Annotated in this window: 10 protein-coding genes; 9 read left to right on the forward strand and 1 reads right to left on the reverse strand. The window is 66.8% G+C overall.

Annotated elements, in window-relative coordinates; genetic code table 11:
- Window positions 1–134: 134 nt before the first annotated feature.
- Entirely contained in the window at window positions 135–1,100 is a 966-nt protein-coding gene (gene gspK / locus RIN61_RS16975) for a type II secretion system minor pseudopilin GspK (protein ID WP_112250894.1), read from the forward strand.
- 138 nt (window positions 1,101–1,238) lie between these two features.
- Here gspK and RIN61_RS16980 read toward each other — a convergent pair whose 3' ends face one another.
- Window positions 1,239–3,293, reverse strand: a complete 2,055-nt coding sequence (locus RIN61_RS16980) for a PhoX family protein (protein WP_313853018.1) — start codon at window positions 3,291–3,293, stop codon at window positions 1,239–1,241.
- A 224-nt stretch (window positions 3,294–3,517) separates the two neighbouring features.
- Between RIN61_RS16980 and RIN61_RS16985 the strand changes: the two genes are divergently transcribed.
- Genes RIN61_RS16985 through RIN61_RS17020 form a run of 8 tightly spaced genes read left to right on the forward strand, consistent with a single transcriptional unit; the run spans window position 3,518 to window position 11,259 of the window.
- Entirely contained in the window at window positions 3,518–5,158 is a 1,641-nt protein-coding gene (locus RIN61_RS16985; protein WP_112250896.1) for a bifunctional UDP-sugar hydrolase/5'-nucleotidase, read from the forward strand.
- On the forward strand, window positions 5,155–5,580 hold the full coding sequence (locus tag RIN61_RS16990; protein WP_207878940.1) for a pilus assembly protein PilZ: 426 nt from the start codon (window positions 5,155–5,157) through the stop codon (window positions 5,578–5,580). The genes RIN61_RS16985 and RIN61_RS16990 overlap by 4 nt, the downstream gene beginning before the upstream one ends.
- 3 nt (window positions 5,581–5,583) lie before the next feature.
- On the forward strand, window positions 5,584–7,347 hold the full coding sequence (gspD, locus tag RIN61_RS16995) for a type II secretion system secretin GspD (RefSeq protein ID WP_181457312.1): 1,764 nt from the start codon (window positions 5,584–5,586) through the stop codon (window positions 7,345–7,347).
- On the forward strand, window positions 7,347–8,795 hold the full coding sequence (locus RIN61_RS17000; protein ID WP_207878961.1) for a GspE/PulE family protein: 1,449 nt from the start codon (window positions 7,347–7,349) through the stop codon (window positions 8,793–8,795). The genes gspD and RIN61_RS17000 overlap by 1 nt, the downstream gene beginning before the upstream one ends.
- Window positions 8,796–8,798: 3 nt before the next feature.
- A complete protein-coding gene (gene gspF / locus RIN61_RS17005) occupies window positions 8,799–10,001 on the forward strand; it encodes a type II secretion system inner membrane protein GspF (protein WP_313853022.1) in 1,203 nt (400 codons plus the stop codon).
- Between the two features lie 17 nt (window positions 10,002–10,018).
- The gene (gene gspG, locus RIN61_RS17010) at window positions 10,019–10,453 is read left to right on the forward strand and encodes a type II secretion system major pseudopilin GspG (protein WP_013971171.1); all 435 of its coding nucleotides are present in this window, start codon (window positions 10,019–10,021) and stop codon (window positions 10,451–10,453) included.
- A gap of 3 nt (window positions 10,454–10,456) precedes the next feature.
- Complete coding sequence (gene gspH / locus RIN61_RS17015) at window positions 10,457–10,894, forward strand: type II secretion system minor pseudopilin GspH (protein WP_313853024.1); 438 nt, start codon at window positions 10,457–10,459, stop codon at window positions 10,892–10,894.
- Window positions 10,891–11,259, forward strand: a complete 369-nt coding sequence (locus tag RIN61_RS17020) for a type II secretion system protein (RefSeq protein ID WP_313853026.1) — start codon at window positions 10,891–10,893, stop codon at window positions 11,257–11,259. Before gspH ends, RIN61_RS17020 begins: the two co-directional genes overlap by 4 nt.
- Window positions 11,260–11,375 lie beyond the last annotated feature (116 nt).

The raw sequence follows: 11,375 nt of genomic DNA on the forward strand, positions 1-11,375 counted from the left end.
CTGTAAGGCCATGAAAAGGAAAGACAATCCTGCCTCGCGCAGATGACGTACACATGACGAACGTTCATTGCCATCTACCTGCAACACCTGGCGTGTTGACTGGCGTCTTCATTCGGCGACAGAGGCAGGCAAGGATGGGTGGCAGGCAACAGCAGGGTGCGGCCCTGTTGATGGTGATGGTGGTGCTGGCGATGCTGGCGGCAGGCATGGCCTGGCTGGTGGAAGATGGCAGGCGCCAGGTCGATGATGTGCGCCTGTTGCATCAGCGGGTGCAGGCGCGAGCCATGGAGCAGGCCGGCCTGGCCTATGCCGAGCAGGCCCTGCGCGACCCTAGCTGGCGGCTTAGCCCGCTGTTCTGGCAGGCCTTGCGTGGGCAGCCTTTGAACTACGATTTTGGCGCCGGCCAGGCGCAGTTGCGGGTCCGCGACCAGCACACCTGTTTCAACGTCAATGCGTTGCTCGGCGCGGACGGCGAGCGTGCTGCGCGCCAGTTGCGGTACCTGCTGGGCGACGACATGGCGGCGCAGCGCCTGGTCGACGCCCTGGCCGACTGGCTGGATGCCGACAGCGATACCCGCCTGCAGGGCGCCGAGAGCGCCCAATACCTGCGCCAGCAACCACCGCGCCTGGCGGCCAACCAGCCGATGCTCGATACCAGCGAGTTGAACCTGCTACTGGAGCCGGACGCCAGCCGCCAGGGCCGTTACCCGATGCTGTGCGCCTTGCCGCAGACCACCGGCTGGCGGCTGAATGCCAATGCCCTGGGGCTGGAGCATCTGCCGTTGCTGGAAGCGCTGTATGAGGGGCGCTATCCGCGCTCGTTGCTCAGCCGCATCATCAGCGGCCGGCCGGCGTCAGGTTACGTGGATGCAGCTGCGCTACGCCAGGCGCTGGGGGCGGTGGATGACGAAACGTTCGAACGGCTGAGCGAAGGGCTGCTACTGAACAGCGGGTATTTTCTGTTGCAGCTGTCGTTCGCGGAGGAGGGGCGGGTGATACGCAGCGAGTTCCAGGTGGAGGCGCTGGGGGTGGTGCAATGGCATGCCCGGGTGCCGGCGCAGCAAGTGCGGGTGCGTAGCCGGGAGCCGATGGTTCGGTAATATTCACCGGCCTCTTCGCGGGTAAACCCGCTCCCACAGGGACCGCACAGTTTTGAACACTGTGCAGTACCTGTGGGAGCGGGTTTACCCGCGAAGAGGCCGGTACAGCCAGCACAAGGCTGACTGACCGGCGCCCTGTCAGGCGGTGCCGATCTCCCCGCCATCGATACGCTGGATCACCACCGTCGCAGCCCGCGGCCTTACCGTGGTACCTGCCGGGGTGGCATCGGTAGCCTTGTCGGTATACGGCCAGTTCTCCGGGTGCTGGATGTTGACGAATAGCGTCTTGTTGTCGGGGGTGAAGGTAATCCCGGTCACCTCGCAGCCATTCGGCCCGACGAAGAAGCGGCGCAGGTCCACCTGGTTCTGGGCATTAACCGGCACCTGCTTGCCGCTGGCGTCTACCAGGTTGGTAGGGATCACTGCCAGCAGCTGGTCGTTGGTGTAGTCGGTCACGCTGCTCTCGCCGTTGTCGGTCTCGAACCACAGCACGCCACGGCTATCGAAGCTCATGCCGTCCGGGCTGGCGAACTGGTTCAGTTCGGTCAGGCCGGAGCGGTTGATGTCGGCGGTGCCAGCAGCGTTGGCGCCGAACACGAAGATGTCCCAGGTGAAGCTCAGCTGGTCGTCGCTGTCATGCCAGCGGATGATGTGGCCGTGACGGTTCGGGCCGCGCGGGTTGGCTGCATCCACCTTTTCCGGGGTGCGCGCGCTGTTGTTGGTCAGGGTCAGGTACACGTCGCCGTTGAGCGGGTTGACCGTGGTCCATTCGGGGCGGTCCATCGGCGTTGCACCCACGGCATCGGCAGCACCACGGGTGTTGAGGATGATGCCCGGCAGGTCGCCATACAGTGCGCCCAGGGTGCTGCCGCCAGTGGTGGCGGTGGCCACGTCCAGCAGCAACCATACGCCAGTGCCGTCGGCATTGAAGCGGGCTACATACAGCTTGCCGTGGTCGAGGTACTTGGCGCCGGTGGCCAGGCGGTCGGCGGGGGTGGCATCGGCGGCGTCCCACACGGCGGTGGACACCCACTTGTACAGGTACTCGTTGTTCGAGTCGTCACCCATGTACCACACCAGCGGCTTGCCGGCCACGGGCAGGCCTGGGGCGCAGCCTTCGTGGCGGAAACGGCCCAGCGCGGTGCGCTTGGTGGCCAGGGTGTTGCTGGTGTACGGGTCGATTTCGACGATGTAGCCGTAGGTGCTGGCTTCGTTGCGGTAGTCGTCGGTGGCGCTGGCGCCTTTGACGGTGACGTCGAAACGGGCGAACTCGTCGGCCACTTCGCTGCTGTCACCGGCTGCGGTTTCCCATTTGTACTGGCCGCTGGAGGTGCCCACGCCAATGCGGCGCTGGTCTTCGGGGCGGGTGCCCTTGTTGACGAAGATGCCTGGCCAGTTCTCTTCGCAGGTCAGGTAGGTGCCCCACGGGGTGTAGCCGTTGCCGCAGTTGTTGTTGGTGCCGCGGCAGTGGGTGCCGGCGGTGGAGTACTTGGTCTTGACGTGCTCGGTACCCCGCAGCGGGCCGGTGATTTCCATGCGCGAGGCGGTAGTGAAGCGGCGGTTGAGCGGGTCGTTGTCGACCACCTGCCAGCGACCGTTGATTTTCTGCAGGCGGACAACACCGGCGCCGTGGGCGTTGATTTCCTTGCGCACTTCCTCGACCGGGCGCTTGCCGTTGACATCGGTGGTCGGGCCGGCCGGGTGCAGGGCGGCGGTGTCGATGTACTCGAAGTTGATCGCCAGCAGGCCGTCTTCAGAGCTGCCGTTGATGGGGAAGAAGTGCATGCCGTCATGGTGCATGCCCATGGCGTTGGCCTGGTCGGTCGAGGTGTTGCTGCCGTCGGATTTCCACGGGTTGCCGTTGCTGTTGATCGGCGTGCCCCAAGGCGCCAGCACATAGGCGCTGTAGCCGGCGGCGACCACGCAGGCGTCGGTGCGCGAGCCCGGTATGGACTGGAAGCCCAGTGCCAGTTTCGGCTCTTCCGGCTCAGTCACGGGTGGCTCCGGATCATCGTGATCGGAACCACCACCGTCGAAGCAGCCTGTCAGGCCGGTACCGGCAATCATGGCGATGGCGGCGCCCAGGCTGCCGCGCATCACGCTGCGGCGGCTCAGGTAGGCGTCCATGACGTTGGCCATCGGCAGGTTGCCGCTTTGGTTCCGGTCCAGGTTGTCGCCGGTATCTCGACTCATCAGGGTGTCCTTATGTTGGCTGAGTTGGAGGAAACCGCGACTTTAGTGCGCAAATATGATGATTCATTGGCAGAAATGTTAAGGCGGTTTTAAAACGACTCGCTCTTAGCGCTGTGTTCTACAGATCACTTTGGAATGGCTGTCGGATTTCTGCCATCAAACTGTAATACCAACGCCGCAACATCCGGTGCCCTGAATGAACGTGGATAAGGATGGCGGGTTCGATGGCAAGCAGTGTGCACAGGCGCGAAGTGATCAGCTGGATGGGTATCGGTGCCTTGGCACCGTTACTCGGCGCCTGCTCCGCATTCCCCGGGCAGCAGGGCGGCAACGCCAGCCTCGACCTGCTTTACGTGGCCGATACCCTCGATGCGCGCCAGCCTGGCCAGGCGGTGGTGCCGGCCACCCGCCTGGGGCCGGTCAGCCACCTGGGCCGCGCCCCATGGATGACCGGCAGCAGTGCCAGTATCACCTACCCACAGCTGGCGCCACTGCTGGATGCCAGCCAGGCTGCATCTGCCCAGCTGGGCGGCTATGCGGTGCTGGCAGCGTTGCTCGAACAGCTGCGCGGCGAGGCTGGGGCGGGCAACAGCCTGACCCTGGAGAACGGCCAGGGCTGGAATGGCAGTGGCCTGGCCTACCTGACCCAGGGCGAAAGCGGCCTGCGAGGCAGCCAGCTGCTGGGCAGTGAAGCGCGGGTCAGCAGCGACGAGCGCGTGTTGTGGCCACAGCGCAGCCCGGCACTGTATCGCCAGGCTGGCACCGTTACCCTGGGCGCCGGGCTGGCAGACACGCAACGTCGCGCATTGGGCCTGGAGGCATTGCACATCTTCGAACGCGGCGGTGCACGTATTGCCGTGGTCGGCGTGACCGACCCCTATGCCCAGGACCAGAAAGCCTCCCTTAAACAGTGGTACCAGTCATTGCAACCGGTGTTCGAACAGGCCCGGCGCGAGGCCGACCTGGTGGTGGCCATGGCCGATGTCGGTACCGGGCCGGGCCTGTGGCTGGCCGAGCGGCTACCGCAGATCGACGTGCTGCTGTGCGCCCGCGGCCAGGACCTGTGGCCGGCGCCGGTCGAGGTGAGCCAGGCCAGCGGCCGCCGCGTGCCGGTGCTGTTCGCCGGGTGCCGGGGCAGCGGCGCCTTCCGCCTGCGCTGCCAGCGCGTGGCCGGGCTGTGGCAGTTCGACGGGCGTTTCTTCCCAGCCTTTGAGCAACAGCTGGCACCCGCCGCGCAGCAGCGTGTCGGGGCATTGCAGGCAGAATTGCGCCAGCAGCGCGCTGGCCACGCGGCCTGGCTCGATCAACCGCTGGCCCGCGCGCCACAGGCGCTGTGGCGCCGCGATACCCGAGGCGGCAGCTGGGACCGCCTGCTGCATCAAGCCCTGGCCGACGACAGCAGCATGCCGGTGCTGCTGCCGGGCCTGCGTTACGACTACCCGCTGCCCGCCGGGGCGGCCATTACCCGCGAACACCTGATCAGCCTTACCGGCGGCTACCCGGCACCGGTGGTCGAAGCGCCGGCCCGGCAGGTCGAACAAGTATTGGAAAACGCCGCTGAGCAACTGTTCGGCGACCCGCTGTTGCTGGACAACAGCCAGGACCTGCCGCGCTGGCAGGGCCAGGCCTGGCGTGTCAGCTATAGCCCGCAAGGCAAGCGTATCAGTGGCCTGGAGCCGGTGCAGGGCCTGTGCCGCACCTTTGGTCTGCAGTTCGAGACCCAGGCCGGCGAGCCGCTGTGGCAACGGGTCGAAGCCTGGCTCGCCCGCCAGTCGAGCGACTGGCAACTGGCGCCCCTGCAGCTGCCCGAAGTGCGCTACGTGCAGGGCCACCCGGGCTGGCACCCAAGGCAGCTGGCCTCGTGATGCTCGCCTCGCGCCTGCTGACTGGCGCTGGCCTGACCTTGGCCGGCTGGCTGGCGGCCCAGTGTGTGCTGCAACTGGGCCGCCAGCCGCAACCGGCCACTGCGCCTGCAGTGGCCGACAAGCCGTTGCCTGGCTTGATGGTCGGCCATTGGCAGGCACCCGACGACGACGGTGCCATCGCCATCACCCGCCTGCCGTTGCAATACCTCGGCGGCCTCAAGGCCCAGCCACTGGCCTCCAGCGTGGTAGTGCTGCGCTATGGCGAGCAGGTGCGCACTTTGGCCCGCGGCCAGCGCCTGGCGCCAGGGATCGTGCTGCAGGACATCGACAGCGATGGCCTGATTTTCAACAACCAGGGGCGGCGTGAACGCCTGCCCTGGCCGCCACGCTCCGCCGTGACCGGCTTCAAGCGGCAAGGATGAACGATGCCTGTCAGATATTGCGTGGCGGCCGCGCTGAGCCTGGCCCTGTCCATGGCCTGTGCTGAAGAACCGGTGTTCGACGACAACGGTACGCCGATGTACGAAGTGAACTTCGTCGATACCGAACTGGGCGAGTTCATCGACAGCGTGTCGCGTATCACCGGCACCACCTTCATCGTCGACCCCCGGGTCAAGGGCAAGGTCACGGTGCGCACCGTCGACCTGCATGACGCCGATGCCATCTACGACATTTTCCTGGCCCAGCTGCGCGCCCAGGGCTATGCCACGGTCGACCTGCCCAACGGCAGCGTGAAGATCGTTCCCGACCAGGCCGCTCGCCTGGAGCCAGTGCCGGTGGAGGCGGGAGGGCAGCAGGGGGAAGGCAGCGACAGCGTGGCTACTCGGGTATTCAATGTGCGCAACGCCGCCAGCGAGCAGGTGCTGGGCATTCTCAAGCCCCTGATCGACCCACGGGTCGGAGTGATCACACCTTACCCGGCGGCGCACCAGTTGGTCGTTACCGACTGGCGCAGCAACCTGGAGCGTATCGCCAGCCTGCTGCGCCAGCTCGACCGCCCCCAGGACGCACCAGGCAGCGGCAGTACCCAGGTCATCTACCTGCGCCATGCCAATGCTGGCGAAGTGGTCAAGGTGTTGCGCGGGCTCAGCCAGGAAGGCATGGCGCCCTCTGAAGGTGCGGGCGAAGCAGAAGGCAAGGACAGGCCCGCCGTGCCTGCCGCCGGGGGCTCGGGCATCCGCCTGGAATACGAAGAAGGCACCAACGCCGTGGTCATGGTCGGCCCCGACAGCGAGCTGGCCGCCTACCGCGCCATCGTCGAGCAACTGGACATCCGTCGTGCCCAGGTAGTGGTGGAAGCGATCATCGCCGAGGTGTCCGACAGCAGCGCCCAGGAGCTGGGCGTACAGTGGCTGTTCGCCGACGAAAAGTTCGGTGCCGGCATCGTCAATTTCGGCAGCAACGGAGTGAACATCGCCAGCATCGCCGGGGCCGCCGCCAGCGGCGACAACGAGGCCCTTGGTGACCTGTTGTCCAGCACCACCGGCGCCATGGCGGGTATCGGCCATTTCGGTGGCGGCTTCAACTTCGCCATGCTGGTCAACGCGCTTAAGGGCAAAAGCGGCTTCAACCTGCTGTCCACGCCCACCCTGCTGACCCTGGACAACGCCGAGGCGTCGATCCTGGTCGGCCAGGAAGTACCCTTCGTCACCGGGTCGGTGACGCAGAACAACGCCAACCCGTACCAGACCATCGAGCGCAAGGAAGTCGGGGTGAAGCTGCGCATCAAGCCGCAGATCAACATCGACAACAGCGTGCGCCTGGACATCGTCCAGGAAGTGTCGTCGATTGCCGACACTACGGCGGCCAGCGACGTGATCACCAACAAGCGCGAGATCAAGACCAAGGTCATGGTCGAGGACAATGGCCTGGTGATCCTCGGTGGCCTGATCAGCGACGAACTGAGCACCAGCGACCAGCGCGTGCCGCTGCTTGGCGATATCCCTTACCTGGGCCGGCTGTTCCGCTCCGACGCGACCAAGAACACCAAGCAGAACCTGATGGTGTTCATCCGCCCGCGCATCCTGCGTGACGGGCCGAGCCTGGCCGGGCTCAGCGAAGACAAGTACCGCACCTTGCAACAGACCACGCCGCTGCAGTTGCCCGACCTGGCTGATGCGCAGAACGCTACGCCGCTACTGCAGGTGTTCCCCTCCAGCCGCGCACGGCTGGAAGGTGGTGACTGGTGATGCTGCCTTATCGCCAGGCGCGGCAGAGCGGGGTGGCCATGGGCCCTGCGCAGCAGGGCTGGCAGCTATGGCTGCGGCACGACGCCGACAGCGCCCAATTGCAGGAGCTGCTGCGTGTGCACGGCCAGCCCAGCTTGGTCGAATACCTGGAGCCTGCGCTGTTCGACGAACGCCTCGGCCAGCTGTATCAGGCCGGTGACGCTGCCACCGAGGCGCTGATCGAAGGCATCGGCGACCAGGTCGACCTGGACAGCCTGATGAGCGAAATGCCGCGTATCGAGGACCTGCTGGAGAGCGACGACGAAGCACCGGTGATCCGCCTGATCAACGGCCTGTTCGGCCAGGCCCTGCGCCTGCGCGCTTCGGACATTCATATAGAAACCTTCGAGCAGAGCCTGGTAGTGCGCCTGCGGGTCGATGGCCACCTGCGCGAAGTGTTGCGCCCACCGCGTGCGCTGTCGGCCATGCTGGTGTCGCGGATCAAGGTCATGGCCCGTCTGGACATCGCTGAAAAGCGCCAGCCCCAGGATGGCCGCATCACCCTGCGCGCGGCGGGGCGCGAAGTGGATGTACGGGTCTCGACGCTGCCCGGCATCCACGGCGAAAGGGTGGTGATGCGCGTGCTCGACAAGCAGGCCAGCCTGCTGGCGCTGGGCAACCTGGGCATGCCGGCGGCGGTGTTGCAGGGCCTGCGCAGTTGCCTGGCGCGGCCCAACGGCATCGTGCTGTCAACGGGGCCGACCGGTTCGGGCAAGACCACTACCCTGTATGCCAGCCTCAACAGCCTCAACGACGGCAGCCGCAACATCCTCACTGTCGAGGACCCGGTGGAATACGCGATTGCCGGCATCGGCCAGACCGCCATCAACCCGCGTGCCGGGCTGACCTTTGCCAGCGGCCTGCGCGCCATCCTGCGCCAGGACCCGGACGTGATCATGCTCGGCGAAATCCGTGACCAGGAGACCGCGCAGATCGCCGTGCAGGCCAGCCTCACCGGCCACCTGGTGTTGTCCACGCTGCACACCAACAGTGCGGTGGGCGCGGTGACCCGCCTGCGCGACATGGGCATCGAACCGTTCCTGATCGCCTCCTGCCTGCGCGGTGTTCTGGCCCAGCGCCTGGTGCGGCGCCTCTGCAGTTGCGCCGTGGCGCACCCGCTGCAACAGGCGGAACGCGACTTGTGGCCCGAACTGGCGGCGCTGGGCAGCAGCTACCACGCGGTGGGCTGCGAGCAGTGCCAGGGCAGCGGGTATGTCGGGCGCCTGGGCCTGTATGAGTTCATCGAACTGGATGCCGGGCTGATCGGCCTGTTGTACGACGGTGCCAGTGAACTGGCCATGCAGGACTACCTGGCCGCGCGCCGGCAGAGCCTGGTGGCGATGGCCAGCGACTGCCTGGCCCGTGGCGAGACCAGCCTGGCCGAAGTACTGCGCGTGGTGCAGGGCTGAGCCATGCCGACCTATCGCTACCAGGCCGTCGACCTCGCCGGCAAGACCCACAAGGCCAGCTTGCAGGCCGACAGTGAGCGTCATGCCCGTCAGCTGTTGCGTGAGCAGGGCCTGTTCGCCCGCCGCTTGCAGCGTCACGAGGCCGGCACCCGGCAACCCCGGCGCCAGCGCCTGAGCCGCGCCCAGTTGTGCGAACTGACTCGCCAGCTGGCCACCCTGACCGGTGCCGGCATCCCGCTGGTCGACGCCCTGGCTACCCTGGAACGGCAACTGCGCCAGCCCGCCCTGCACGGTGTGCTGGTGGCCTTGCGCGGCTCGCTTGCCGAAGGCCTGGGCCTGGCCCGCAGTCTGGCGCGTCAGGGGGCACCGTTTACCGGCCTGTACTGCGCGCTGGTCGAGGCCGGCGAGCGGTCCGGGCGCCTGGCCCAGGTGCTGACCCGCCTCGCCGACCACCTGGAGCAGGTACAACGGCAGCAGCACAAGGCACGTACGGCGCTGATCTACCCCACCGTGTTGATGGGGGTGTCACTTGCCGTGGTGGTAGGCCTGATGACCTTCGTCGTACCCAAGCTGACCGAACAGTTTGCCCATGCCGGGCAGAGCCTGCCGCCCATCACTACGCTGCTGATCGGCCTGAGCCAAGGGTTGGTGCAGGCCGGGCCCTGGCTGTTGGGGCTGGCCCTGATGCTCGCTGTGCTTGGCGGTTGGTTGTTGCGCAAGCCGCACTGGTGCCTGCGCCGCGACCAGCTGCTGCTACGCCTGCCCCACATCGGCAGCCTGCTGCAGGTGCTGGAAAGCGCGCGCCTGGCACGCAGCCTGGCAATCCTCAGCGGCAGCGGCGTGGCCCTGCTCGAAGCCCTGCAAGTGGCCACCGAAACCGTCGGCAACCGGCGCATCCGCCTGGCCATGGAGCAGGTGCGCCAGCAGGTGCAGGGCGGCACCAGCCTGCATCGCGCGCTGGATGCCAGCCAGCAGTTCCCGCCGCTGCTGGTGAACATGGTCGGCAGCGGCGAGGCCAGCGGCACTTTGGCCGACATGCTCGAGCGCGTGGCCGACGACCAGGAGCGCGGCTTCGCCCGCCAGGTCGATACCGCCATGGCGCTGTTCGAACCCCTGATGATCCTGGTGATGGGCGCCGTGGTGCTGTTCATCGTGCTGGCGGTGCTGTTGCCGATCATGCAACTCAACCAGGGCCTGCAACTGTGACGACAAGGAGTACTGCCATGCAGCATCGACGTAACCGCCAGCGCGGTTTCACCCTCATGGAAATCATGGTGGTGATCTTCATCATCGGCCTGCTGATCGCCGTGGTCGCGCCCAGCGTGCTGGGCAACCAGGACAAGGCCATGAAGCAGAAAGTGATGGCCGACCTGGCCACCCTGGAGCAGGCGCTGGACATGTACCGCCTGGACAACCTGCGCTTCCCCAGTAGCGAGCAGGGCCTGGCCGCGCTGGTGAAAAAGCCGGCCCAGGAACCGCTGCCACGGGCCTGGCGCAGCGACGGCTACGTGCGCCGCCTGCCGGAAGACCCTTGGGGCACCCCGTATCAGTACCGCATGCCCGGTGAACATGGCCGGGTCGACGTGTACTCGCTGGGCGCCGACGGCCTGCCGGGCGGCGAAGGCCAGGATGCCGACCTGGGTAACTGGGAGCTGTAACAGATGCGCGGTCAGCGGGGTTTTAGCCTGATCGAGTTGCTGGTGGTGCTGGCCATCGCCGGGCTGATGACGGGATTGGCGGTGGCCGGGTTCGGCAACAGCCAGGCCAGTGCAGACCAGGCGCTGCAACGGCTGGCGAGCGAGACCCGGGCGCAGGCTGCGCTGGCCAGGCATGCCGGGCAGTTGCGCGGGCTGCGCTGGAATGGCCAGCGCCCAGAGTTCGTCCGGCGCGAGGGTAATGGCTGGGAGGTCGAAGCAGTCGCCCTTGGCGACTGGCCCAAGGGCCTGCGCCCGGACTGGCCGGCCAGCCCGCAGCCGCGTCTGTTGTTCACTCCGCATGGCTGGGCGCAACCGGGCAGCGTGCGCTGGCACTGGGCCGATGGCAGCCAGCAATGGGCCTGGAGCCGCGATGGCCGCCTGCAGGTGGTGGTCGCCCCATGAAGCGGCATCAGCGTGGCTTCACCCTGTTGGAGGTGACCGTGGCCCTGGTGATCGCCGCTGTGCTGGCCGTGATCACCAGCCAGGTCCTGCGCCAGCGCCTGGCGGTGCAGGACAACCTGCAGCAACACCGCCTTGGCCTGCTATGCGCGCGAGAACTGCAAACCCGCTTTGCCGTCGAGCAGTACTGGCCAGCTGTAAACCAGGTTGGCGGTGAACTGAGCCAGGGCGGCCAGCGCTGCCACTGGCAACTGCAACTGCGCCGCACCGGCGTACGCGACCTGCGCCGTGGCGAGCTGCTGTTGTTCGCCGACCGCGACCAGCGCCTGCCGCTTGGCCAGTACACCGTGTTCCTGGAGCGACCATGAGCTACAGAGATCGTGAAGCTTGCGCGGTTCCTGTGGGAGCGGGTTTACCCGCGAAGCAGGCAACTCGGTGCATGGCACCGGCTGTGCCGGTGTTCGCGGGTGAACCCGCTCCCACA

The organism is Pseudomonas inefficax, from assembly GCF_032164165.1.
Taxonomy (GTDB): Bacteria; Pseudomonadota; Gammaproteobacteria; order Pseudomonadales; family Pseudomonadaceae; genus Aquipseudomonas; species Aquipseudomonas inefficax.

Bases quoted from the DNA above. Each gene is read 5' to 3' on its own strand.
- gspK (WP_112250894.1), top strand. From the start codon at position 135: ATGGGTGGCAGGCAACAGCAGGGTGCGGCCCTGTTGATGGTGATGGTG.
- RIN61_RS16980 (WP_313853018.1), bottom strand. From the start codon at position 3,293: ATGAGTCGAGATACCGGCGACAACCTGGACCGGAACCAAAGCGGCAAC.
- RIN61_RS16985 (WP_112250896.1), top strand. From the start codon at position 3,518: ATGGCAAGCAGTGTGCACAGGCGCGAAGTGATCAGCTGGATGGGTATC.
- gspD (WP_181457312.1), top strand. From the start codon at position 5,584: ATGCCTGTCAGATATTGCGTGGCGGCCGCGCTGAGCCTGGCCCTGTCC.
- RIN61_RS17000 (WP_207878961.1), top strand. From the start codon at position 7,347: ATGCTGCCTTATCGCCAGGCGCGGCAGAGCGGGGTGGCCATGGGCCCT.
- gspF (WP_313853022.1), top strand. From the start codon at position 8,799: ATGCCGACCTATCGCTACCAGGCCGTCGACCTCGCCGGCAAGACCCAC.
- gspG (WP_013971171.1), top strand. From the start codon at position 10,019: ATGCAGCATCGACGTAACCGCCAGCGCGGTTTCACCCTCATGGAAATC.
- gspH (WP_313853024.1), top strand. From the start codon at position 10,457: ATGCGCGGTCAGCGGGGTTTTAGCCTGATCGAGTTGCTGGTGGTGCTG.
- RIN61_RS17020 (WP_313853026.1), top strand. From the start codon at position 10,891: ATGAAGCGGCATCAGCGTGGCTTCACCCTGTTGGAGGTGACCGTGGCC.